General features: G+C 29.3%; 24 protein-coding genes. 9 read left to right on the plus strand and 15 right to left on the minus strand.

What is annotated here, in order from left to right:
* The first annotated feature begins 2 nt into the window (after positions 1-2).
* Entirely contained in the window at positions 3-512 is a 510-nt protein-coding gene (locus ACTT90_RS04060) for a class I SAM-dependent methyltransferase (RefSeq protein ID WP_440937560.1), read from the plus strand.
* Here the strand turns inward: ACTT90_RS04060 and ACTT90_RS04065 are convergent, their stop codons facing one another.
* From ACTT90_RS04065 to ACTT90_RS04090, 6 genes are read right to left on the minus strand one after another with little or no spacing between them, the layout of a single operon-like run.
* Positions 513-1,961, minus strand: coding sequence for a protein adenylyltransferase SelO (locus ACTT90_RS04065; RefSeq protein ID WP_440937561.1), 1,449 nt, complete (start codon positions 1,959-1,961; stop codon positions 513-515). It abuts the gene before it with no gap.
* A gap of 6 nt (positions 1,962-1,967) precedes the next feature.
* Complete coding sequence (gene fdhF, locus ACTT90_RS04070) at positions 1,968-4,736, minus strand: formate dehydrogenase subunit alpha (RefSeq protein WP_440937562.1); 2,769 nt, start codon at positions 4,734-4,736, stop codon at positions 1,968-1,970.
* Positions 4,736-6,391 carry an NADH-ubiquinone oxidoreductase-F iron-sulfur binding region domain-containing protein gene (locus ACTT90_RS04075; RefSeq protein WP_440937563.1) on the minus strand — a complete coding sequence of 552 codons (1,656 nt, stop codon included), beginning with the start codon at positions 6,389-6,391 and terminating at the stop codon, positions 4,736-4,738. The genes fdhF and ACTT90_RS04075 overlap by 1 nt, the downstream gene beginning before the upstream one ends.
* An 8-nt stretch (positions 6,392-6,399) precedes the next feature.
* On the minus strand, positions 6,400-7,239 hold the full coding sequence (locus ACTT90_RS04080; RefSeq protein ID WP_440937564.1) for a formate dehydrogenase accessory sulfurtransferase FdhD: 840 nt from the start codon (positions 7,237-7,239) through the stop codon (positions 6,400-6,402).
* A complete protein-coding gene (locus tag ACTT90_RS04085; protein WP_440937565.1) occupies positions 7,236-7,715 on the minus strand; it encodes an HPP family protein in 480 nt (159 codons plus the stop codon). Before ACTT90_RS04085 ends, ACTT90_RS04080 begins: the two co-directional genes overlap by 4 nt.
* Positions 7,712-8,113 carry an iron-sulfur cluster assembly scaffold protein gene (locus ACTT90_RS04090; protein WP_440937566.1) on the minus strand — a complete coding sequence of 134 codons (402 nt, stop codon included), beginning with the start codon at positions 8,111-8,113 and terminating at the stop codon, positions 7,712-7,714. The genes ACTT90_RS04085 and ACTT90_RS04090 overlap by 4 nt, the downstream gene beginning before the upstream one ends.
* Before the next feature lie 41 nt (positions 8,114-8,154).
* On the opposite strand from ACTT90_RS04090, the gene ACTT90_RS04095 reads away from it, so the two are divergent.
* The 6 genes from ACTT90_RS04095 to ACTT90_RS04120 are packed head-to-tail and all read left to right on the plus strand — an operon-like array spanning position 8,155 to position 14,349.
* Positions 8,155-8,763, plus strand: a complete 609-nt coding sequence (locus ACTT90_RS04095) for a molybdenum cofactor guanylyltransferase (RefSeq protein WP_440909201.1) — start codon at positions 8,155-8,157, stop codon at positions 8,761-8,763.
* A complete protein-coding gene (locus ACTT90_RS04100; RefSeq protein ID WP_440937567.1) occupies positions 8,760-10,001 on the plus strand; it encodes a molybdopterin molybdotransferase MoeA in 1,242 nt (413 codons plus the stop codon). The genes ACTT90_RS04095 and ACTT90_RS04100 overlap by 4 nt, the downstream gene beginning before the upstream one ends.
* Before the next feature lie 51 nt (positions 10,002-10,052).
* Complete coding sequence (locus ACTT90_RS04105) at positions 10,053-10,958, plus strand: DMT family transporter (protein ID WP_440937568.1); 906 nt, start codon at positions 10,053-10,055, stop codon at positions 10,956-10,958.
* Between the two features lie 13 nt (positions 10,959-10,971).
* Positions 10,972-12,189 (plus strand): aminopeptidase P family protein, encoded by a 1,218-nt coding sequence (locus tag ACTT90_RS04110; RefSeq protein ID WP_440937569.1) that lies wholly within the window; start codon positions 10,972-10,974, stop codon positions 12,187-12,189.
* Positions 12,189-13,298 carry a serine/threonine protein kinase gene (locus ACTT90_RS04115; RefSeq protein ID WP_440937570.1) on the plus strand — a complete coding sequence of 370 codons (1,110 nt, stop codon included), beginning with the start codon at positions 12,189-12,191 and terminating at the stop codon, positions 13,296-13,298. The genes ACTT90_RS04110 and ACTT90_RS04115 overlap by 1 nt, the downstream gene beginning before the upstream one ends.
* A 1-nt stretch (position 13,299) precedes the next feature.
* Positions 13,300-14,349, plus strand: coding sequence for a threonine aldolase family protein (locus ACTT90_RS04120; RefSeq protein ID WP_440937571.1), 1,050 nt, complete (start codon positions 13,300-13,302; stop codon positions 14,347-14,349).
* Here ACTT90_RS04120 and ACTT90_RS04125 read toward each other — a convergent pair.
* Positions 14,342-14,569, minus strand: coding sequence for a hypothetical protein (locus tag ACTT90_RS04125; protein WP_440937572.1), 228 nt, complete (start codon positions 14,567-14,569; stop codon positions 14,342-14,344). The genes ACTT90_RS04120 and ACTT90_RS04125 overlap by 8 nt on opposite strands.
* Before the next feature lie 52 nt (positions 14,570-14,621).
* Here ACTT90_RS04125 and ACTT90_RS04130 point away from each other — a divergent pair, with 52 nt between their 5' ends.
* Positions 14,622-15,773, plus strand: coding sequence for a M24 family metallopeptidase (locus ACTT90_RS04130; protein WP_440937573.1), 1,152 nt, complete (start codon positions 14,622-14,624; stop codon positions 15,771-15,773).
* On the opposite strand, the gene ACTT90_RS04135 is transcribed toward ACTT90_RS04130, so the two are convergent.
* Positions 15,770-16,519, minus strand: coding sequence for a hypothetical protein (locus tag ACTT90_RS04135; RefSeq protein ID WP_440937574.1), 750 nt, complete (start codon positions 16,517-16,519; stop codon positions 15,770-15,772). The two genes, ACTT90_RS04130 and ACTT90_RS04135, sit on opposite strands and share 4 nt — an antisense overlap.
* Before the next feature lie 119 nt (positions 16,520-16,638).
* Between ACTT90_RS04135 and ACTT90_RS04140 the strand changes: the two genes are divergently transcribed.
* Entirely contained in the window at positions 16,639-17,085 is a 447-nt protein-coding gene (locus ACTT90_RS04140) for an MOSC domain-containing protein (RefSeq protein WP_440937575.1), read from the plus strand.
* On the opposite strand, the gene ACTT90_RS04145 is transcribed toward ACTT90_RS04140, so the two are convergent.
* From ACTT90_RS04145 to ACTT90_RS04175, 7 genes are all read right to left on the minus strand, one after another.
* Positions 17,086-18,447, minus strand: coding sequence for an MFS transporter (locus ACTT90_RS04145; RefSeq protein WP_440937576.1), 1,362 nt, complete (start codon positions 18,445-18,447; stop codon positions 17,086-17,088). It lies immediately after the preceding gene.
* Positions 18,448-18,500: 53 nt separating this feature from the next.
* Complete coding sequence (locus ACTT90_RS04150; RefSeq protein WP_440937577.1) at positions 18,501-19,361, minus strand: DMT family transporter; 861 nt, start codon at positions 19,359-19,361, stop codon at positions 18,501-18,503.
* On the minus strand, positions 19,358-20,281 hold the full coding sequence (gene gshB, locus ACTT90_RS04155; RefSeq protein ID WP_440937578.1) for a glutathione synthase: 924 nt from the start codon (positions 20,279-20,281) through the stop codon (positions 19,358-19,360). Before gshB ends, ACTT90_RS04150 begins: the two co-directional genes overlap by 4 nt.
* On the minus strand, positions 20,271-21,563 hold the full coding sequence (locus tag ACTT90_RS04160) for a glutamate--cysteine ligase (RefSeq protein ID WP_440937579.1): 1,293 nt from the start codon (positions 21,561-21,563) through the stop codon (positions 20,271-20,273). Before ACTT90_RS04160 ends, gshB begins: the two co-directional genes overlap by 11 nt.
* Positions 21,564-21,630: 67 nt before the next feature.
* A complete protein-coding gene (gene purF / locus ACTT90_RS04165) occupies positions 21,631-23,094 on the minus strand; it encodes an amidophosphoribosyltransferase (protein WP_440937580.1) in 1,464 nt (487 codons plus the stop codon).
* The gene (locus tag ACTT90_RS04170; RefSeq protein ID WP_440937581.1) at positions 23,066-23,623 is read right to left on the minus strand and encodes a CvpA family protein; all 558 of its coding nucleotides are present in this window, start codon (positions 23,621-23,623) and stop codon (positions 23,066-23,068) included. Before ACTT90_RS04170 ends, purF begins: the two co-directional genes overlap by 29 nt.
* 5 nt (positions 23,624-23,628) lie before the next feature.
* Entirely contained in the window at positions 23,629-26,010 is a 2,382-nt protein-coding gene (locus tag ACTT90_RS04175; protein ID WP_440937594.1) for an efflux RND transporter permease subunit, read from the minus strand.
* Positions 26,011-26,015 lie beyond the last annotated feature (5 nt).

The following is a 26,015-nucleotide window of genomic DNA, read 5'->3' on the forward strand; positions in this document are numbered from 1 at the left end:
TCATGAAATTGCACATTGGCGGAGAGACAAAGAAAGAAGGCTGGAAAGTGTTAAATATTCAACCAGGATTATTTGTAGATTACATAGGTGATATTCGAGATTTAAGCCAGTTTGATGACAATAGTATTGAAGAAATATATGCAAGCCATGTATTAGAACATATTGAACAGAACCAAACATCAGAAGCTTTGAAAGGCATATTTAGAGTTTTAAAAAAAAATGGAAAGTTTTATGTTTCAGTTCCAGATTTAGATATTTTGTGCAGAATGTTCATACACAAGGAAGCTACATCAAAGATAAAATTTGATGTAATGAGAATGATATTCGGGGGACAAATTGATAAGTATGATTTTCACTATTTTGGATGGAATTTTGAATTTTTAAGTGACTATTTAACAAAAACTGGATTTTCTAAAATAGAAAAAGTTGAAACTTTTAATTTATTTAAGGATACGAGTGAACTGAAATGTTATGGAAGTTATATAAGTTTAAATTTAATTGCCTATAAATAATTAAGTACCACAAAAAGTTTTGTAATTTTTATCTATTTTTACAGATGAAAAAAATATTGTACTTTCATTGTCATATTCATATGGTCTTTGAATTCCTGCTAATAATTCTTTAAGGTAATCCAAATTTCCTTCCGATGCATTAGTTAAAGCTTTTTCAACATGATAGTTTCTTGGTATAATTAAAGGGTTATTTTTTTTCATTAGATTTAGTTGATCACTTGAAGGTTTAGTTTGTGAATTTAGTCTTTTAAGCCATTCCTTTTTCCAACTTAAAAATCTTTTATTTTGAAATGAATTTTCATTTTTCAATTTTATTCCCATTAAATAACTAAAAGTTTTTGTATAATCTAATTTTTCATCAAACATAATTTTTAATAAATCTGAAATTAGTTTTTTGTCATCATTATTAATTCCAAATAATCCAAGTTTATCTCTCATCATATTAAGCCACCTATGTTCATAAATTTTTTCAAACTCATTAATTATATTTGTTGCTTTATCTATGGCTTTATTTTCATTTTTATCTAACAACGGAATTAAACATTCAGCAAACCTTAATAAATTCCATTTTATTATTTTAGGTTGATTTGAGAAAGAGTATCTTCCAAATTGATCAATTGAACTAAATACTGTGTTAGGATCATAAATATCCATAAATGCACATGGACCATAATCAATACTTTCTCCAGATATTGACATGTTATCAGTATTCATAACTCCATGAATAAATCCAACTCTCATCCAATTTACCACAAGTTCAATTTGTTTTTCCATTAATACTTTTAATAATTCTGATGCTTTTTTATTTGTATTGTTAATATAAGGATAATGTCTGTTTATTACGTAATTAATCAAAGTTTCAAGCTCATCTATTTTTTGTCTTGCTGCAATATATTGAAATGTGCCAACTCTAATATGGCTAGATGCAACTCTTGTAAGAACAGCACCTGGTAATTTTTCACCTCTAATTACATTTTCTCCTGTTGTTACAACCGCGAGACTTCTAGTTGTTGGAATATTTAATCCATACATAGCTTCACTGATAATATATTCTCTTAACATAGGACCTAATGCAGCTCTTCCATCGCCACCTCTAGAAAAAGATGTTCTTCCTGAGCCTTTTAATTGAATATCAAATCGTTCATTGGAATTTGAAATATGTTCTCCTAATAACACAGCTCTACCATCACCAAGCATTGTAAAATGCCCAAACTGATGTCCCGCATATGCTTGTGCTATTGAATTACTTCCTTTTGGCAAATTATTGCCTGAAAAAATATTTGAAATCTCTTCTTCACTTGATTTTGAAAAATCTAAATCTAAATCTTTAGCTAAATTTTCATTAAAAATCACTAGCCCAGGTTTCTTTACAGGAACAGGATTTATCTCTTCTCTAAATAATTTAGGTAGTTTATAGTAAGAATTATCAAAATGCCATCCAATGGTCATTTTAATTTAAACAACTTCAGCTTGGTTATCTTTCGGTTTTACTTCTGTTTTAAATTGGTTTGAAATTTTTTGAACTTCTACTGAAGAAACCTTATATTCGGCACACATAGTTTCTTCATCCTTACCATGACCAGTAACCATATTAACCATGTGCTCTGGGAAATGGAAAGTCGTGAAAACAATACCTTCTTTAACTTTATCTGTAACTTCAACTTTTAGAGCAACTTCTCCTCTTCCAGAATACAATCTTCCAATATCACCAGTATTTAAATCTCTTCTTTCAGCATCTTTTGGATGTATTAAAAGAACATCTTTATCAACGATATTAATATTACTTGTTCTTCTTGTCATTGTTGCAGCATTATAATGCTGTAAAACTCTACTTGTTGTTAGAATTAATGGATAATCTTTTTGATTAGCCTCAATTTCACTAGATTCTTTCCAATCAAAATTTTTCAATCTACCTTTGCCTAATTTAAATGATTCTTGGTGCAAGATTTGCGTATCAGTTCCATCTTCTTGTACAGGCCATTGTAAGCCTAATTTTCCCAATCTTTCTCTGGTAACACCTTTGAAGAAAGGAACCACATCTGCTATTTCAGAAAGAACTTGATCAGCATCATAAGTTGGCTGATCATAACCAAGTTTCTGCATCATTTCAGTTACTATTAAACCATCTGGTTTTGTACCTGGTAGAGGAGGTACAGCTCTGTTTACTCTTTGTATTCTTCTCTCAGTGTTTGTAAATGTACCATCTTTTTCTAAAAATGTTGTACCTGGTAACACTACTGTTGCAAGTTTTGCTGTTTCACTCATAAAAATTTCTTGAACAACTAGTAGTTCTAAAGAATTCATTGCCTCTATTACATGTGCACTATTAGGATCAGTTTGAACTATATCTTCACCAATAATCCACAGACCTTTTAGTTCTTTGCTGATAGCAGCTTCAAACATTTGAGGGATTTTTAATCCTGGTTTAGTAGGGTGAGTTACGCCATACTTTTCAGTATAAAAATTTTGGTTGTTTTCATCTGCAACTTCGAAATAACCCGCACCTTGATGAGGTTGACATCCCATATCTGCAGCACCTTGAACATTGTTTTGACCTCTTAAAGGATTTACACCAACTCCTTTTCTTCCAATGTTACCAGTGATCATTGCAAGATCAGCAATTAACATTACAGTTTTAGAACCTTGTTCGTGCTCAGTAACACCTAAGCCATGGAACTCCATAGAGTTTCTCGCAGTAGCATATGCTATTGCAGCTTCTTTAACTAATTGTTTATCAACTCCAGCTACGTTTGCTAGTTGATCAACATCTTGTCTTTCAATTTCTTTTAAGAACTTGTCAAAACCTTCTGTTCTATCTCTTACAAAATCTGCATTATAAAGTTTTGATTTAACGATAAAATGCAACATCATATTTAAAACAGCAACATTTGTTCCTGGTCTTAATTTGATATGATAGTCGGCTAGTTTTGCTAAATCAGTAGTAACAGGATCTAAAACAATAAGTTTTTTACCTTTCATTACTTGTTGTTTAATTTTTGCTCCAGTAACTGGATGAGCATTAGTTGGGTTTGCTCCAATCACTAAAAATAAATCAGCATGATAAATATCTTCTGTAGAGTTAGTTGCTGCACCTGTTCCAAACGTTTGCTGCATACCCCAAGCAGTTGGTGAATGACAAATTCTTGCACAACAATCTACACTGTTAGTTCCTACAGCAGCTCTAATCATTTTTTGGAAAACATAGTTTTCTTCGTTTGTGCATCTTGCAGAAGAAATACCAGCAAAAGCATCTGGTCCATTTTCTTTTGTAATTCTACTCATTTCTTTTTTAATAAAGTCATACGCCTCATCCCAAGAAGCTTCTTCAAATTTTCCATTTCTTTTAATAAGTGGAGATTTCAATCTATCTGGATGATCATAAAACCCAAATGCATATCTACCTTTTATACATGTATGACCAGCATTTACTTCGGTTTGTTTAGGTGTATCTATTGCAACAACTTTATCATCCTTAATTGACGCCTCTAGGTTACAACCAACACCACAGTATGAGCAAGTAGTTCTAACTTTTTTATCTACAGCAGCTGATTTAGATTGAAAGACATCTGAAATTGCATCAGTTGGACATGTGTGAGCACAAGCACCACATGATACACAAGAAGAGTCGCCAAATAACATATCATTATCAGTAGTAATTCTTGATTCAAAACCTCTACCACTCATTGTTAAAACAAAAGATCCTTGAATTTCATCGCAGGCTCTTACGCATCTTCCACAATTGATACAGTTGTCTAAATTCATTCTCATATAGTCATGAGAAGTGTCTCTAGGAGTGCCTTTGTGTTGTTTAGGATTGTTGTATCTATGATCACTTACACCAAGGTCATTAGCTACAGTTTGTAATTCACAATTATTATTTACTTCACAAGTATCACATTCCATTGGGTGATCTGTTAGCACTAATTCTACAATGTTTTTTCTTAAACTAGTTAACGCTTCATTACTTGTAAAAATATGTTGATTTTCAGCTACAGGAGTATGACATGAAGCAACTATTTTAGTAGGACCATCTTTTTCTAATGCTACTTCAACTGAACAAACTCTACATGCACCGTATGGAACTAAATTAGGATCATCACATAATGTTGGTACTTTTTTTTCTCCAACGTAACTTTTTACAAACTTTAATATAGAGGTATGGTTTGGACCAATTTCATATGGTTTCCCATCTATGTATGCAATTTTTCTTTTCTCTGAACTCATTAGTTGTCCTTAACTATATCATCTTTTAGCTCATCGCCAAAATATTTTAAAATATTCATTATCGGAGTAGGGATTGCTCCACATAAAGCACATAAACATCCCTTCTGCATAGTAACCAATAATTCATTCAATAACTTCAAAGGAATCTTTGCAGTTTTTTTCTTTGCTTGGTCAAACATTTCTTTACCTCTATAAGAACCAAGTCTACCAGGGAAACATTTTCCACAAGACTCCTCAGCAGAAAATTCAAATAGATGATGAATATATTCTGTCATAGAAAAATCTTTAGGAATACTTACTACACTTGCATGACCAAGCATAAAACCTGCTGAAGTAAATTCTTGGAAATCTAAATTTAATTCATCAATTTTTGATAAAGGCACTACACCCCCTAAAGGACCACCAATTTGAAAAGCCTTAATTTCTTCTTTGTAACCACCACCAATTTCTTCAAACACTTTTTTCATTGGCGTACCCATGTCTATTTCATAAACACCAGGGTTATTAAAAAAACTATCTAGACATACAAGTTTTGTTCCAGCAGATTTCTTATTTCCAATTGAAGAAAATTTTTCTGAACCATTTAATAGAATTCCAGTTGCTGCAGCTAAAGTTTCAACATTGTTAACCACAGTTGGTTTTTTGTATAATCCCTCTGTAACTGGAAATGGTGGTCTTACATCAACTTCAGCTCTTCTACCTTCTATTGATGCAATCAATGCAGTTTCTTCACCACAAATATAAGCTCCCTGACCAATACAAATATTTAAATCAAAATTAAAATTAGTTCCAAGAATATTCTCACCTAAGAGATTGTTACTTTTTAATTCATTAATACAACCATTTATAGCTTCAATAGATTTTGGATACTCTCCTCTAATATACAAAACACCTTCGTCACTACCAATCACATATCCACAAATGATCATACCGAATAAAACTTTTAAAGGTTGATCTTCCAATAGATACCTATCTGAAAATGCACCAGAGTCTCCTTCATCAGCATTACAAACTACATATTTTTTTTCTGAATTTGCTTTGCTACAGAAATCCCATTTCATTCCAGTAGGAAAACCAGCACCACCTCTACCTGTAAGATTAGAATCTAGTAATGATTTAATAATATCTTTTTTATCAGTACTTAAAAATTTTGATAAATTTTCTTTTACTTGATCTATAGTTGATAATTTATCATCCATTAAAAAACTTGTCGTAGCGTAGCTTTTAGAATGAAATTTTTCTTGCTTGATATTTTCGCCTTTTAAAATTTGATCAATTTTTTCTATGTCTTTTCCTGCATAGTTTTCACCATCATAATGAAAAGCATTGTTTTCATAACAGTGGCCAAGGCAAAACATTTCTCCAACTTTATCTTCACCTAATTTTTCTTGAAGTTTCTTTTTTAATGGTTCTTGTGTGCCTGAGCACATACAAGCACTTCCATTACAAACAAATGCTTTTTTTTCTCTATGTGTAGGTCTTAAAAATTCATAAAAACTTTCTGCTCCATGAATTGTTGATACACCCATGTTATATTGTTTTGCAATTTCCTGACTGTTTTGTGAGTTATGATTTAAAGTATTTTCTGAAATTTTTTTGAATAAATTATCTTTGAGACCAATTCTTCCAGATAAATTGCTTATATTTTTTGACATAATTTTTGCTAATTTATTTCAACTCTTTGTGAGTTACTATAAATATTAAAACTGTCTTGTTTTACAAAACCGACCAAGGTCATGTCAAACCTATTTGCCAAATCTATAGCAAGACTTGTTGGCGCACCAACGCCGATCATTAAACCTATATTGTTAATCAATGCTTTTTGAACCAGCTCAAAATTAAGTCTACCCGAACATGTGATAAATTGGTCGTTTTCGTTAAGTAACTTCTTTTGAAGAGTTTCACCAATTAATTTATCTAGAGCATTATGACGACCGATGTCTTCTTTAACAGCTATCAAGTTTCCATCATTAGAAAATAATCCGCTTGCATGTATTCCACCCGTGATTGAGAACTGAGTTTGATTCTCTCTTAAAATTTCAGGAGATTTAATAATTATATTTTTGTTAATTTTTTTGTTTGGATATTTAGGTTTATCTTGTTTTAAAGTTTCAAGAGCATCAAGCGAAGTCTTTCCACACACGCCACAAGATGAGTTCATCAGAAAGTTTCTTTTAACCTGTGCAATATTAACATTATCTGAATTATTTAATGTTATTAAAATTTTATTTTTAAAATCATATTGACCATTGTTTTCTCCATAGCTCTCAATTTTTTCTATCCAATTTATGTCAGTTATAATTTGCTCATTATATAAAAATCCAATAGATAAAGTTTCATCATCACCTGGAGTTCTCATTGTGATAGATAGATTTTCTTTTTTCCAATCTTTTCCTTCTTTATATTTTAGGTTTATTTCAAGAGGTTCTTCAATTGATATATAATCTTCAACATTATCAAGTTTATTATTTTTATATTTTGAAATTTTGTACTTAGAATTCATTTTTGTAGAGGGTAATTTTTCTTTAAAATATATTTGTTGAGAATTACTCCAAATAGAAGAATGATAATTGTTCCAGTAATAATTGGACTAAATAAATAATCAAAAGATGCACTACCAATTATAACCATTATTGGATTACCTCCAGCAGGAGGGTGAACAACATCTAAAATAATCATTAAAAAAATTCCTAATCCTACAGCAACAGGAATTATTATGAATATTGGTAGTTGAATAAAGTTTACAAAAATTACCCCAACAAGTGCAGTAAGAAGATGGCCAAAAAAAATATTTTTAGGTTGTGCAAAAGGACTTTCAGGGAATCCATAAAGTAATACCATTGAAGACCCAAAAGAAGCGGTAAGAAATAATCCTAATTCAGTTTTATAAGTTATCAAAGTCAAAACTCCAATCGTAAAGGTTGAAAAAATTCCTGCCAAACTTGCTTTGATAAATTTATCTTTTTTAATATCAATCATCTAATATCTAGAGCTTTTAAAACAGTTCTTATAGGAAGAAGCAAACATTCTTTTCTTGCAATATTTTTCTTGTTTAAAATTTCTAAAAAATCTTTCCATTTTTTTTGAATTTCTAAAGAAGTGTTTTCAAATAATTTTTCACAATCAATTAAAAAATCTTTTATTTCATTTATTTTTTTATTTTTAATTTTTCTGGATAATAGACTTACTGAAGCCTGACAGTAGACACACGATTTACATTGATAGCCCATATCTTCAATTTTATCATTTTTAACAATAAGACTAATTTCCATTTCATCGCCACATAGTGGATTTTTATTTTTAGATTTATGAGTAAATCCATCTAAAACTTTATTATTTTCAGTGTTAGCTGCAATTTCTAATATTCTTAAGTCCATTTAATTTTTGTATAAATTTTAAATATTTTATATTTTTAATTATGGAACATAACAAGATTTTAGGTGTTGTGCTAGCTGGCGGAAAGTCTTCAAGATTTGGGGCTGATAAATCAGAAGCAATTTTAGGAAATAAAAATTTGATAAATCACATACTGGATAAAATCACATTCAAATTTGATGAAATACTTATTGTTGCAAATCATAAGATTAGTTTTGATGAAAATGAAAAAATCAATTTAATATCTGATTATCATAAAGATTTAGGTCCGCTAGGCGGAATTTATTCTGCTATGAAATGGATTAAAGATAACAATAAATCTTACGAATGGATCATAAGCTTACCAACAGATACACCTTTTTTTGAAACAGAAATATTAGATGAGTTTTATGAGAAAACTAAACAGAAAGAAAAAAAACTTTTTTTTATGAAATCAAATAACAAAAGACACAATATTTTTGGTTTATGGTCTTTAGATCTATTTAAGAATTTAGAAAAAGATTTGCTTGAAAACAATGAAAGAAAGGTTGAAACTTGGGCCAATAAAATAGGTGTTGAAACAATCAATATTAATTTTGAAGGAAGAGACCCTTTTTTTAATATTAATACTATAGAAGATTTAGAAAAAGCTAAAAAATATATTAAAATATGAAAAGCTACAACCAAGCAAAAAAAATATTAAGTAATGCAAAATTAAAGATTAAAGATGAAATAATTGATATCAAATATGCATTAAATAGAATTGTTTCAGAAAATATTTTATCTAAAGTTAATTATCCCGCAGGAGATAACGCAGCTTTTGATGGATTTGTTGTAAAAGCTCAAGATACAAAAAAACTTAGTAAAAAAAACTTTAAAAACTTTAAGATATTAGGTTCATTAGCCGCTGGTGATAAACCCAAATTTACTAATAAAAAATTTAGTACCGTTGAAGTAATGACAGGAGCATTAATACCTAAAGGCTTCGACACAATTATTCCAATTGAACAAATTAAGTTTGATAAAGATAAAAAAAATATTCTTATTGATGAAAAATTAAATAAATATTCACATATAAGGTTTGCAGGATCAGATTTTAAAAAAAAAGATACAGTTATTAAAAAAGGTACACAGATTAATTCAAATCATATTTTAGCTTTAAAAACTCTTGGTGTAAAAAAATTAAAAGTTAAAAAGATCCCTAATATTCTTTTTTTTTCTACAGGAAATGAAATATCTGAAAAAATAGATGTGCCTGACTGGAAAGTTAGAAATTCCAACAGCTATTACATAAAATCATTAGCAGAGAAATTCTCATTTAATTTTATTGATGGGGGCATTTTAAGAGATGGAGAAGAGAAAATATTTAAGAGTAAATTAAATAAAGTAATTAAATCAAATATAGATTTGGTTATTACTTCTGGAGCTGTATCAGCAGGTAAATATGACTTTATTCCCAATGTTGTTAAATCTTTACCATTACAAACTTATCTTAAAAGTGTAGCTATCAGACCCGGCAAACCCTTTATGTTTGCCAAAATTAAGAATAAACAAAAAGCTATATTTGGTTTACCTGGAAATCCAATGTCCTCTGCAGCTTGTTTTAGATTTTTTGTTTATCCATATTTGTGTAATTCTTTACATACAAATGAAGAAAAACCAATAAAGGCAGTTTTAAAAAATAGTTTTATAAAAAAGAAAGATTTTACAAGATTTATAAAATGTAAATTGGTTATAAATAATAAAGGTATTCAAGAAGTTGAAGTTCTTAAAGGTCAAGAATCATTTAGAATTAAATCTTTTGTTAATGCTAATTCTTGGGGCAGCTTTCCATCAGGTAAATCTAAGTTTAAAAAAAGTGATATTATAGATTGCTTTCCAGCAAATTTTTCGAACAAAAATTTTTATTAACAAGCTAGATTTTTGTTGTAGTTCAATTCTTTTCCAATTAGAAATTTAGCCATGATAGAGCTTAAAAACGAAAAAGTAGCTATCCCTGTAGTTCTATTTGCAGGACTAATTTGGTCTTTTGGTCCTCTAGTCGTAAGATACATGAACGACCCTCATTTAGTGCCTTGGCAATATATTTTTGGCAGAGGTCTTACTATATTCATAGTTTTAAATTTGTACTTATTTTTTGAAGAGGGGAAAAATTTTTACAAAAATTATTTAAAGATTGGTTATTCAGGTGTAGTTGGTGGTACAGGTTTAGGAATTGCAATGATTTCTTTTATATATTCAATCACTAATACTAGTGCAGCTGTAACTTTATTGTGTTTAGCGGCAATGCCATTTTTTACAGCTTTATTAGGATTTTTATTTTTGAGAGAAAGAATTTCTTTAAATGTTTGGATAGCAATATTTATTGCAACGGTTGGTATTGTAATTATAGCTTTAGGAAATACTGGTAAAGCATCATTAGTTGGACTAGTTTTTGGTATCACTTCATCTATAGGTTTTTCAGTATTTTCAGTTTCGTTAAGATGGAGAAAAGAAACACCTAAATTTACAACAGTTGCTTTTGCAGGTTTCTTTTGTTTTACAGTTGCAACTTTATTCATTTTAACCGGGGATCAGCCATTCTTTTCATCAAGTTATAATGGAACCTTATTTTCTTTGCATGGAGTATTAGTTTGTGTGGGCTTAATTTTATACTCTATTGGTTCAAAAGCTATTCCAGCAGCAGAGTTAACACTACTATCATTGACTGAGGTAATAGGGGGAATTTTTTGGGTTTGGTTACCTTGGTTTGGTATCAACGAAATACCAACAACTAATACAGTGATAGGTGGTTTTTTCTTATTTATTTCTATCACATATTATAGTTTAATAATGAGAACTAATAGACGTTTCATAGGACTAAACTAAACTTATTATATTTATGGAAAGACCAGATTTTTTTGAATTGCAGAATGGAGATAAAGTTAAATTACCTTTCTCTGATAAAGAATATCAAAATAGAGTAACTAGCTTAAGAAAAGCAATGGATGAAAATAAGATGGACATGGCAATCTTAACTTCAATGCATAACGTGGCATATTACACAGGTTTTATCTATTGTTCTTTCGGAAGACCATATGGATGTGTTGTGACACAAAATAAAATTGTAACTATCTCAGCAAATATTGATGCTAGCCAACCCTGGAGAAGATCACATTGTGATAACATTATTTATACAGACTGGAAAAGAGATAATTTTTTAAGAGCAATCGTGTCTATTATTGGAAGAGATGACCCACCAAAAACTATTGGAATAGAAAATGATCATGTAACTTTAGATTTGAAAGACAAACTAAATTCAATTTTTACTTTTTCAAATTTCAAAGATGTATCAAATAACTTGATGAAATTAAGAATGATCAAATCAGATGAAGAAATTGAAATAATTAAAAATGGTGCAAGAATTGCTGATCTTGGTGCAGAAGAAATTGTTCAACACATAAAACCAGGACAAACCGAAATAGAAATAGCTATTCAAGGTCGTGATAGGATGGAAAGAGAAATTGTTAAAACTTATCCTGGAGCAGAATATATGGATACTTGGGTATGGTTCCAATCAGGAATAAATACCGATGGGGCTCATAATCCAAAAACAAATAAAAAATTACAATCAGGAGATATTTTATCTCTTAATACATTTCCAATGATTTCTGGTTATTACACTGCTCTTGAGCGAACTTTATTTGTAGAAAATGTTGATGATGCATCTCTTAAAGCATGGGAAGCAAATGTTAAGGTGCACAAAAGAGGATTAGAGTTAATTAAGCCAGGTGTAAAATGTTCAGAAATTTGTGCGGAGTTAAATGAGTTATTTGCAGAACTTGGTTATCTTCAATATAGAACATTTGGTTACGGACATTCATTTGGAATGTTATCTCATTTTTATGGCAGAGAAGCAGGATTAGAATTAAGAGAAGATATAGACACAGTATTAGAAAAAAATATGGTCATCTCTATGGAGCCTATGATTATGATACCAGACGGCAAACCAGGAGCGGGTGGATATAGAGAACATGATATTTTAGTTATTAAAGAAGATGGGGCAGAAAACATAACAAAGTTTCCTTTTGGACCTGAAAATAATGTAATTAAAAACTAATGTCTAAAAAAATTGTAAATAGCTGGAATGAATGGGATCCATTAAAGCACGTTATTGTTGGAAGAGCTGATGGTACATGTATACCGGCACCTGAACCAGCATTAGATGCAAAAGTTCCAGAAGACTCTGATATGAGAGGGCAATTTGGTCCAAGAACAAAAGATACAGTAGATAAGGCTAATCAATTATTAGATGATTTTTCTAACATGTTAGAAAAAAGAGGAATAAAAGTTGATAGACCAACACCAATAGATTTTAACCAAAAAACATCAACACCTGACTGGGAAGCTGAAACTATGTTCGGTTGTATGCCACCAAGAGATGTACTTCTTACAGTTGGAAATGAAATATTAGAAGCAACAATGAGTTATAGATGTAGATGGTTTGAATATTTGTGTTACAGACCATTATTAAAACAGTTTTATGATGCTGATCCTAATATGAGACACGAGTCAGCCCCAAAGCCTAGGTTAACAGATGATGATTACCGTAAAGATTATTTATCAGACAAAATAGGTGTTCAAAAAAGATTAGAGTGGACTGAAAAAAAATATTTTGTAACTACTGAAGAAGAACCACTATTTGATGCCGCAGATATATTAAGATTTGGAAAAGATTTAGTCGTTCAGCATGGTTTTACTACAAATTTAAAAGGAATTGATTGGATTAAAAGACACTTTAAAGATCATAGAGTTCATGCAGTAAATTTTCCTGGAGATCCTTATCCAATTCACATTGATGCAACATTCACTCCAATTAAAGAAGGATTAATAATCAACAACCCTCAAAGAAGGCTTCCAAAAGAACAAAGAAAATTATTTGAAGATAATGGTTGGGAAATTATTGATGCTGCACAACCTGCTCATAATGAGCCACCACCATTATGTTATTCTTCAGTATGGCTATCTATGAATGTGCTTGTTTTAGATCCTAAGACGGTATGTGTAGAAAAAAGTGAAGTATATCAAGCAGAACAACTTGATAAATTGGGTATGGAAGTTGTTCCAGTTGATCTTAGAGATGCCTATGCTTTTGGTGGAGGACTACATTGTTGTACAGCAGATGTTTATAGAGAAGGTGAACTAAAAGACTATTTTCCAAAACAATAAGATGGCAAAAATTAAAACAAAGAGGGAAAGAGTAAAATTTGCCTCTGATAATGTTGCTGGTGCGTGTCCAGAAGTTTTGGATGCGATTTTAAAAGCTAATGATGGTGATAGCACTCCATATGGTAACGATCCTTTATCAATCAAATTACAAAATAAATTTTCAGAAATTTTTGAAAAGGAAGTAATTGTTTTCCCAACTGCTTCTGGAACTGCAGCAAATGCTTTAGCATTATCAACAATGACTCCATCTTATGGAAATATATATTGTCATAGAATGGCTCATATCAACACTGATGAATGTGGAGCCCCTGAGTTTTATACAGGAGGTGGAAAATTAATTCCATTGAATGGAGTAATGGGAAAAATAACAGCTGAAGAATTAGATCAATCGATAGGAGGAAAGGGTATAGTTCATCATACTCAACCTTCTTCTGTAAGTATTACACAAGTCTGTGAAACAGGTGAAGTTTATCAATTAGATGAAATCAGAAAAATATCAGAAATTGCACATAAACATAATTTGAATATGCATATGGATGGTGCAAGATTTGCTAATGCACTTGTTTCTTTAAATGTTTCACCAGCTGAAATGACATGGAAATCAGGAATTGATGTATTATCATTTGGTGCAACCAAAAATGGTTGCTTAGCTGCAGAGGCTATCATTTTTTTTAAAAAAGAATTAGTAGGAGATATTGCTTTTTTGATGAAAAGGGCAGGTCACCTATTATCAAAAATGAGATTTGTTTCTGCACAACTTGATGCCTATGTAACTAACGATGTTTGGTTAAGAAATGCAAAACATGCTAATAAAATGGGAAAAAAACTTAGTGATGGATTAAGTAAACATAACGACATTGAAATATCTTATCCAACTGAGGCAAATGAAGTTTTTGCTAAATTTCCAAGAGAAAAAATAGAACATTTAAATTCAGAGGGCTATAAAATGAATGAGGAAGAGCTAGATGGAAAATCAGTAAGATTAGTTGCTGCTTGGAATACAAAAGATAGTGATGTTGATGAATTGCTAAATACAATAAAAGTTAACTAGGATTTTCTTTTAAAAACTCAATATAATTTATTACTTCATCATATTGGTTATCAGGAATATCTTTATAGCTAGCATTGAACTTACTTTTTACACAAATAGCTACATGCGCGTAAGGGTTTCTGCCCTTAGGGTGATTTGGATGATCTGGTAATTGTCCCACCAAATAGTCTCCGGCTTCCACAATAATTTTCCAGAGTTTACATGCATTTTCTTTGTTCATAATAATTTTTAATATATATTCTCATTTTATCATAAATTTAAAATAAAAAACCATGGGATTACATTTTACAAAAGAAGAATTTACAAAAAGAAAAGAAAAAGTTTTAATTAAAATGAATGAGCAAAGTATTGATGCTCTTTTAATGTTTAGACAAGAGTCGATGTATTGGCTAACAGGCTATGACACTTTTGGTTATGTTTTTTTTCAATCATTAATTCTTGATAAAAAAGGAAATATTATTTTATTAACTAGAGCTCCAGATTTAAGACAAGCACAAAATACATCCAATATAGAGGATATCAGAGTCTGGGTAGATAAAGATGGCTCCAATCCCACAGACGATCTTAAAATAATTTTAGATGAATTAGATCTTAAGGGAAAAAATTTAGGTATAGAATATGAAGCTTATGGTTTAACTGGAAGAAATGCTATTAGATTAAACAAATCTTTAGAAAGCTATTGTTCAATAGAAGATAAATCGGAATTAATTACAAAACTTAGAGTTATAAAATCAAATGAAGAAATTGAATATGTTAGAAAAGCTGCTCATCTTGCTGATTTAGCATTAGATGAAGTATGGAAATATGCAAAAGCAGGAGTTAGTGAGTCAAAAATTCTTGCAGAGATGAATAGAGTAATTTTTGATGGTGGTGGAGATTATCCAGCAAATGAATTTATAATTGGATCAGGTCAAAATGCTTTACTTTGTAGATATCAAGCTGAAAAACAAATTTTAAAACAACAAGATCAATTAACTATTGAATGGGCAGGCACTTACAGACATTACCATTCTGCAATGTTTAGAACTATACCAATAGGAAAACCAGACTCAAAACACCATAAAATGCATGAAGCATGTGTTGAGGCATTAAAAAACTGTGAAAGTAAATTAAAACCTGGAATTAAAATTGGAGAAGTCTTTGATATTCATGCAAAAACTTTTGATGATCTTGGATTTAATAAAGCTCGAATGAATGCATGTGGTTATTCACTTGGAGCAACGTTCTCTCCTAATTGGATGGATTGGCCAATGCTTTATACTGGTAATCCATATGAGATTAAACCTGGAAATGTTTTTTTTATGCATATGATTTTAATGGACTCAGAAAATGGATTAGCAATGAATTTAGGTGAAACTTATCTAGTAACTGAAAATGGAAATGAAAGACTAGGTAAACAAAAATTAGATTTAGTTATTCTTTAATTTTCTGAAGTTTTATCTACATCAAATTTTTCAAGTCCAGTAGATACAGTTGGTTTTAAGTTTTCTTTTTCTTCAAGTTTTAGTCTTTGTAATTCTTTTTCTTTTAATTTTTGTTCTCTTCTTATTTCTTCTTGTTCTTTTAATTTTTGTTCCCTGTCAAATTTCTCTTCCCACTCTTTAATCTTAATATATTCAAGTTTTTTCTTTTGTTCCTCTTCTTCCATGAGTGTTTTTAATACTTTTTCTTTTCGTCTTTTTTCTTTTAATTCTTTTGTAAGTTGTTCTTCTTCTCTTACTTTAAGATCTATATCTCTTCTATTTTGTTCCTCTTCTCTTATCTTGAGCTCTTTTTCTTTTAATCTTAAATCTTTATCAATAACTCCAAGATCTTCATCTTTCTTAATCAGTCTTTTGTTCTCAATTTTTTGCTGTTCTTCTTTTAGTTTAAGATCTTTTTCTTTTAATTTTAATTCATCCTCTTTTTGTCTTAGTTTATTACTTTCTTTTTGAATTTTATCTTCCCAAACTCTTAATTCCTTTTTTTCTTTTAATATCTGATTACTTTCTTCGAGTTTTTTGAGTTTAATCTCCTTAATCTTTTTGATTTCTTGGTTTTTTTTGAAATTGGTAATAGCTTTACTTAAAGATGAAGTTGTTAAAGATGCAAACTTTGTTAAACCAGTCTCTGAATTTCTTTTAGACTTAATTTTTGTTTTTATTATTTTTTTCTTTTTTTTTAATACCATAAATTTTAAAAATTAATTTGAACAGACAAACTAAGATTTTTCAACTATATGTTTAAGGAAATTTAAAAAAAAATGTTAATTTTGAGTACAACCAAAAATTGTTTTTTTAAATTATAATTATGGGAAAAGTTTTTAAATTAGGAATAACTAAAGATAATAATAAAGAAATTGAAGAAGTAGGCTCAATTGAAGTATTGGCTAATAAAGGTGTTGTAGGTGACAGACATTTTGACGAATATAATGACCCTTATAATCAATTAACATTAATTGAAGCAGAAAATATTGATTATTATAATACCAAATATGGCCTTGGTATTTCTTATAAGGATTTTAGAAGAAATATAGTTACAAAAGGTATTCAACTAAATGATCTGATTGGTAAAAAATTAAAGATTGGTGATGCTGAAGTTGAAGGTGTTGATTTATGCAGACCATGCAGACATTTAACAGAAGTTCTTAATCAACCAAATGTACTTAAAGAATTTTTAAGAAGAGGGGGACTAAGGTGTCAAATTTTAAATTCTTCTAAAATTAGCATCAATGATGAAATAAAAATATTAGACTAGTTATTTATCTTTACTTGTTGCTTTATCTAAATTTATAAAGACATTCATTTGTTTTAATCTACGTTCTAAACTACTCCTAAATTCATTAAATGATCTGGTAGGTTCAGCAATTGGTTGAGCCTGAGGATTTAATTCCATACCCAAAGGAGTAATTGACTCAGGCATAGGAGTAAATTGTGAGTCTGGGTTTTCTGTTGTTTCTCTTACTCTCATTCTATGAATTCCAAAAGCACCAATTAAAAAATGAAAAATAGCTAAAAAGATCCAAAAGCCATTGAGCCCAGAAATATTCATAAATATTGAACATAGCAAAGGGCCAGTCATAGCACCCATTCCGAAAACAAATTGAAGACCTGCTCCAGCAACCACAAATTTTTCTTTTGGTATATAGTCATTTGTATGCGCCATTATAATTGCAAACATAGGTAAACTCGTGAATGAAAATAAAATTAGAAAGACATAAAACCAAGTTTTTGGTGTAGAAAGTCCTTCAGGTAGATACATTTGACCTGATGCAAATATTGTACAAACTGCAAAAATTCCTGCAGCAAAAGTCGAATAAACTATAACTTTTCTACGATCAAAAATATCTGAAAGTTTTCCTATTGGCCATTGTGATATAGCTCCTGAGACTGCAAGTAAAAAAGTTGCAATTGAAATTTCAAAAATAGAAAAGTTCATAGAGGCTGCATAAACAGCTAAAAGAGAAAATAAAGCTGATTGTATAATGCCATACAATAATGCACTGACCATTCCTAAGGGAGAAATTTTATAAAGTTCTTTCAATTTCATTGGTTGTATACTTTTGAAGCTAGGTGCTTTTCTTTTTGTCATTAGAATTGGAATAAGTGCAACTGACATTAACAATGAAATTAATATAAAAGGTTCAAAATTTTCTGGAGCGCTAAAGTTAAGAAAAAACATTCCAAAACCCATTGAACCATATAAAATGATCATGTAAATTGATAGAACACTACCTCTGTTTTTATTTGATGATCTATCGTTTAACCAACTTTCTGCGATTGTATAAATCGAGGCCATACTTAATCCCGTTATCACCCTAAATAAGAACCAAGTTATTGGATTTATTACTATAGAATGCGCAAGTATTGCAACTGATGCAAAAGAGGCAAAAGCAGCAAAAGATCTTATGTGACCAACTCTTGATATAATTGTGGTAATATATTTAGCTCCTAAGAAGTATCCTAAAAAATAACCGGACATCATAAATCCAGTTGATGTTAAACTGAATTCCTCTTGAACCGCTCTAACACCTAGTAAAGAACCTTGAAACCCATAGGCCAACATAATCAAAGACATCCCCAAAAAAAGTGCCCATGAATTTCGTAAAATTTTAAACATAAGTCTGCAATTAATTGAGAATTATGCTCTAATCAAGTCTTTTATATGACAAACTAAGATTTTTTTAGTTTTAAAAAAGAGTGAATGGCTATTGTAATTATTATTACCAAACCACCTTGAATTGTCTCGATACTTGGTTGTTCTTTGATTATCATCCATACCCACAAAGGTCCAATTATTGTCTCAAGAAGAAAAAATAGATTTACCTCTTCTGCAGGAATAAATCTTGGAGCAATAGTTACTAAAACAAATGGAACAGCAACACACATTAAACACATTAAGGGAACTATAATAAGATCTTTTTCAGTTAACACATAACTTTCAACGAAAAATATTGCAAATATAGCCACAAACATTTTACCAACCACAGCTGCTGGTACTAAATTCTTCTTTTTAGCTGATCTTATTGTTACAGCTCCTACAGCTAAACCTAAAGCGGTAATTAACCCTAAAATATCACCAAAAATGTTACCTAACTGAAGAGAGTCGTAGAAAATATAAACTGCTGCAAAAAAAGTTATTGCAATTGCTATCCAAGTTTTTTTATTAGGCGGTTCTTTTAAAAAAATAGCACCTAATATTGCAGATAACATGGGAGCCATTGCAATCATAACAAGCGTATTTGCAACATTAGTATTTTGAATAGATACAACAAAAGTTATGTTAGTGACTGAAAATGTAAGAATATAAATTATACCATGATAACCACTGTTAAATAACATTGAAAAAAAATTTAGTTTATAGATTAGCAACATCCCAATAAATACTGTTACAAAAGGGATCATTCCTCGATAAAAAACTAAGCTCCATGTATCTATACTAGCTAATCTTATAAATAATGAGTCTGGAGTAATAAACATAACAGCAACAAAAGCTAATAAGGAACCTTTTTGTTGATCTGTTAAATTTTTCATGCCTTTAAACCTTTCCAAAATACTTTTGCTAAATTAATATTGGATAAATCAAAAAATGTTTTTAAACCAGTTGGGGATGTAACATTAATATCTCCATTAAGTTTTTGATCTATAAAATCAATCCCAGAAAAATAGATATTTTCTTTTTTTAAATCCTTTGCAATCAAATTTGAAATTTTAAGTTCTTTTTTTGTAAGGTCTACATTTATAGGCACAGCTCCTTTGCTCAAATTGCTTAAAAAAGAACCTTTTTTTGGAACTCTTGATATAGCACCTGCAACTTTACCATCAATAATAAAAACTCTTTTATCTCCATCTTTAATTTTAGATAGAAATTTTTGGCACATGATATGATCATGTTTTTTAATAAATTTATTTATTATTTTTTGATCAAATTTATTTAAAAGCAATATGTCATTGCCACTAAAACTATGAATAGGTTTAATAATTACATTTTTGCTAATTTTAAAAAAATTTTTTATTTCATCTATATTTTGTGAAAAAATTGTATTTGGCATAAATTTTTTATATTTCGCTGAGTATAGTTTTTCAGAAATATTTCTAATTGAAGTAGGATCATTAATTATCCTAACTTTTTTTTTAATTTGATCTAAAATGTAAGTTGTTGAAATATATTCAAGATTAAAAGGTGGATCTTGTCTAATTAAAATAAATTTACAAGTTTCAAGGTTTAGTTTTTGTTTTTTAAAAATCTTAAAAAAGTTTTTTGATTTGTAATTGAATTTAATAAAAAATCCTTCTGCAATTATTTTTGAATTAATAATTGATAAGTTTTTTGGTTCATAATAAAAAATTTTATATTTATTTTGTATCTCATTAGCTAAAAAAATACTGGTATCTGATTTTGGATTTAATTTTGAAGGGTGATTGCCTTGAATGGCAACAATTTTACTTGTCATATAGTGTTTCTAAATTTTCATCTGAAAATTTATTAATCATATGATGTGCATTAGTCATTTTATTTTCAACTATTTGATTTAAATGATTTAAAAATAAAGTTTCATTTTTATTATTTTTATTAAAGATATCTCTTTTTTCTAAACCTTTATTAGAAATATCCAATAATGTTTTTGCCCAGTATAAAAGATCTTTACCCATTAATTGCGTATTAAAACCATTTTTAGGTGCTTCAAGATATGCATTAATTATTTTATCTTTATCCCATTTTGAGACCACATCATAAGCTTCATCTAAATTACCGTAGAGAATACCAATATTATAAGCTGGCCCAGAACACAAACAATCCCAACCACAAGCATCAATCGATCTCAATTCAATATATTTTTTTAATCTATTTTCTGTAAAAATTGTACTTAGGTGAGTTGTTAAATCTTTTTCTGTAGGAAGACGGTTATCAGTTTCATTTATTTTTCCATTCATGAAGTCTTCAAAAGAATAATTTTTACCTGAAATATAGTTGTTTTGATTTTCAATAAATAAAATGGATGATTTAATAATAAAATCAGCGTACTTCTCAAAATCCATATCTTCAAAAAAAACAGATGGCAAACCACCTCTAGAAGTATTTTGCCATACTTTTGATCTATAAGACAAATATCCACTATTTTTTTTTTCTACTATTGATGAGTTTGCAAATAATGCAATTGAAATGGGAACTAGAGAATTTACAACTTTAAATTTTTTAATGAAATCTTTTTCAGAATTATAATCAATATTTAATTGTGTTCCACAAGTTCTATACATCATATCTAAACTTAATTGACCACCCTCTGGCATATCTTTTGTCATTAACTCATAGCGTTGTTTTGGATTGTTGGGAATTTCATTTAGTTTAGAAATAGGATCAAAACCTGCACTTACAATTTCTAAATCTAATTTTTTCGCAACTTGTTTTAATTCAAATAAATAATCATGAGACTCAGCACAAGCTTCATGAATATTCATTAATTTCGCTCCTGAAAGCTCTATTTGATTACCAGGTTCTAAAGTAATATTTTTCTCTTCTTTATTAAGACCAATTATGTTTTCTTTTTCTTTAATAGGTTTCCAGCCAAATTCAGTTAAAGCCGAAAACATTTGTAAAATTTTTTTATAATCTATTCTTTTGTTTGATTTTAAATCAAATAAAAATTTTTCATGTTCAATTCCAATTCTGAAATCTTCAATTTTTTTAATACCTGAATTGAAATAAGCTAAGATTTTATCTTTAGAATCTATCATCTGAACAGATAAATAGTCAGTTATGAGCTTCTTTCAAGCTAAGAATTTTAATAAAAAGGATAGTGTTTTAATTATTTGATGCAGTACTAAGAAGAGATAGTTGAGTAATTTTATTATCTCCCAAATCATCGATGAGTTTAACTGGGTAATCCCCAGTAAAATAATGATCTGTTAATTGTGGATAATTTTCATTTCGGCTATCAAATCCAATTGCTTTGTACATTCCATCTACGGATAAAAATTTTAATGATTTTGCTCCTATATATTCACATATCTCATCACTATTTTTATTTGCTGAAAGCAATTCTTTTTTTGTTGGTGTATCAACTCCATAAAAATCTGGATGTTTAATTTCTGGGCAAGCTATTTTTACATGCACTTCTTTAGCACCCGCATCGTAAAGCATCTTAACAATTTTGTGGGAGGTAGTACCTCTTACAAGAGAATCATCAATTAAAATAATTTTCTTATTTTTTATTGTAGTTTGATTAGCATTTAGTTTAAGCTTTACACCTAAACTTCTAATTTGTTGTGTGGGTTCAATAAAAGTTCTCCCCACATAATGATTTCGAATTAAGCCTAATTCAAAATTAAGACCAAGATGTTGAGCAAATCCTAGTGCAGCAGCATTACCTGAGTCCGGGACAGGCACAACAATATCAGCATCAATTTCGTTTTCTTTTGCGAGCTCGACACCAAGATTTTTTCTGTGTTCATAAGCAGTTTTACCATTAAGGATACTGTCTGGTCTTGAAAAATAAATGTATTCAAATACACAAGGTCTAATTTTTTTTGGTGGAAAAGGTTTAATACTTTCGATTTTATTATCTTTAATTAAAACTATTTCACCATTTTCAACTTCTCTTATAAATTTTGCACCTATAATGTCTAATGCACAAGTTTCTGATGCTAAAACATAACTATTTTTTAATTTTCCAATTACTAAAGGTCTTATTCCATATGGATCTCTAACACCAACTAGTGATTTCTGTGTTAGCATAACTAAAGCATAACCGCCTTGAATTTGAAAAATAGCATCTACAATTTTATCTATTGTTTTTGTTCGCTTAGATCTTGCAATAAGTTGAACAATAGTTTCAGTATCTGATGTTGTGTAAAAAATAGCTCCATCCTCAACTAATTTTCTCCTTAAAGTAATTGAATTTGTCAAATTTCCATTATGAGCAACTCCAATTCCACCAGCATTAGTATCTGCGAAAAAAGGCTGAATATTTCTTAGAGTATTACTTCCTGTTGTACTATATCTGTTATGCCCAATAGCGTAATTTCCTTTTAGTTTGCATAAAACTTTTTCTTTATTAAAATTATCTCCAACTAACCCAAATCTTTTTTCTGAGTAATATTTTTCACCATCAAAACTTACGATTCCACATCCTTCCTGACCCCTGTGTTGTAAAGCGTGCAACCCAAGAGCTGTGATTGCGGAAGCATCTTTAATATTACTTATTCCAAAAACGCCACATTCTTCATTTAATTTTGATTTAAAGTTCTTGAATTTTGTCTTTTGCATTCTGGTATTCATCTTCATTTGGAATCTCATCACTTAAAAAACTGCTACCTCTTTCTATTAATGAGAACGTTATAGATTCATCTGTATCAATTGGCCAGTCTTTATAATCAAAAAAATTATTTATTGTTGAAAAAATACAAATACAAACAACATATGTTCTAAGAATTCCAAAGAAAAAACCGAATATTTTGTCTATTTTACCTAGGCTTGATAGTTTAATGGCTTTTTTTAAACCTTTATTGATCATTAATATAATAAAAAGAATTAAGAAAAATAAACTAACTCCTAATATAACATCCAAAACATATTCATTTTTACTGAAGTCAGAAACATAGGGTTTTATTATTGGAAAAAGATAAAGCGTAAAAACGTATGACAATAACCATTTGCTCGCAGACAGTAGACTTGAAATGAAGCCATTTATGTAGCACTGGATAACTGAAAAAATTAATAAAGTAAAAAAAAATAAGTCAATAGGAGAGGTATTGAAAATAAAATTTTTTGTACTTTCAATTATATCTTCAACCATAATTCTTAAAATGGTCTAACTTTCAAAATCAAAGAGGGCAATAATGTTAAAACAGATATCATTGCCAGTAACATAGCTATACCAGTAAAAACTCCAAAATAAATAGTAGGTATAAATTTTGATAATACTAAAATAGAAAACCCAAACACAATAGTTATGGAAGTATTTAAAATTGCAACCCCAACTGTTGAGTGGCATGTTTTCAAAGTTTCTTCATAATTTTGAATACGAGAGTATTCTTCTTTAAATCGATAAATGTAATGAATACTATTATCTACAGCGATACCAATTGTGATTGCAGCAATTGTTATAGTCATCATATCTAAAGGTATTTCTAAAAGTCCTATAATTCCTAAAATAAAAAAGGCGGCAATAAAATTCGGCACAACCCCAATCAAAGATAATTTGATATTTCTAAACAAAATTATAAACATACCAAATATTCCAATCATTACCAATCCTAGAGTTAATATTTGAGATTTAAATAAACTTTGTAATAGATTGTTGAAAAGAATTAATATGCCAGCAAGTTTAAATTCACTTTTATCTAAACCAATTTTATTTTCTAAGTCATAATTTATTTTGTTGATTAAATCATTCCTTCTCAAATTTTCTTTAGAATCTATAATTCTAAGATTAATTCGAGCCTCATTATCTTCAATTGAAATATACGGATCAATAATCTCAGTTTTTATGTTTTCAGGAATTTTAGAGTATAAAACTCCCATTTCTAGTGTGCCCAATGGTTTGTTATTGTTTAATTGTGTTGCAACATCAATAATTGAAGAGAAGGACAAAACTTTCCCTATTTCTGGCAAACTGTCTAAATAATTATGTACAGATTTTATTTTATCTATCTTATCTTTTGTAAACCAATATTTTTCATCATTAGTATCTTCTTCATTTTCCCAATCATCAAAATCGTCATCTTCATTATTTTCATTAGTTTCAGATTTAGGAAATTTGATAATTATTTCTAAAGGCGTTGTTCCTCCTAGCTTTTCATCAATTAATTTCATTCCTTTATAAATTTCAGTATTTTTATCAAAATAATTTATAAAACTATTTTCAACTTCAAGCTTACTTATTCCCAGTACACTTAAAGCTATAATTAAAGTTGTTAATCCAAAAATAAAATTGTTATTATTGATTGATAAAGTTCCTAAAAATTTTGTTATTTTAGAATCTTTTTCTTCTTTAAGAGAAATATTAGTGCTTTGCACAAAATTTAAAAGAGTAGGCAACAAAGTAAATGTAATCAAAAAAGATGTTATCAAACCAAATGTCATCATCCACCCAAAATCAATAATTGGTTTTATTTCACTAAAAATTAAAGATAAAAAAGCACATACCGTTGTTAGTACAGTGTAAAGTATTGGCCAAAACATTTTTCCAGTAGTCAAAGATAAAATTTCAAAATTTGTTTTATTCTCAAATTCTTTTCTTAATTGAAGAAATCTTGTGCTCATGTGAATATTCATTGCCATTGTAAGAATTAACATTAAGGCAATAAAATTTGACGAAATTACTGTTACTTTCCATCCTAATATACCCAATAATCCCATCATGATTAAAACTGAAAAAAAACAACTACTAATTGGAATTATAATCCAAATTAATTTACGAAATACAAACCACAGTGTAGCTATGATGAACAGCAAAACTCCAATACCAAAAACAATTATATCACTTTTGATGAATGTCATCATATCATCAGCAATCATTGGAATGCCTCCTAGATAAATTTTTCCCACACTTTCATAACTTTTAATAACATCTCTTATCTCAAGGATATTTTGGTGATTTTGCTTTTTTATTTTATCTTTATAATCTTCAATTTCTTTTTTTGATTTACTTTCGATATCTTCAAGCTCTTTACTTTTTTTTATATTGACGATAATTCCACTTGTTTTGCCATCAATACTAATAACAAAATTTCTAAAAACTGGACTATTCAAAATTTCTTTAAATCCTCTTTCTCTGTCAACATCTTCATCTTTTAAAGTCTTAAATCCTTCAAGTCTTTCTTGTAATGGAGCATCAGAATTATTTAATAAAGGGATATCAAGTAGGGTAATTACACTATGAACCCAATTTAGACTTTGGATTTTATATTTTAAACTTAATAGATTATTAATTGACGATTCAGATATCATTGGTTCATTTGGCGTATATGTAAGAACCAAAAACTCCTTAGACCCATATCTTTCTGTTATTTCTCTTAAATATTCTAGATCCGGATCTCCTTCGATTAAAAGCGTTTCAGATGAAGCATCTAATCGAAATTCTTTTGAGAAATAACCAAAGCTAAGTAATGCAATTACTAAAACTATAAATATTGACTTTGGGTTTTTTAAAATTGTACTTTGATATAATTGAGCAAACATTTTAC

Origin of the sequence: Candidatus Pelagibacter sp. (genome assembly GCF_052049935.1) — a bacterium.
GTDB lineage: Bacteria > Pseudomonadota > Alphaproteobacteria > Pelagibacterales > Pelagibacteraceae > Pelagibacter.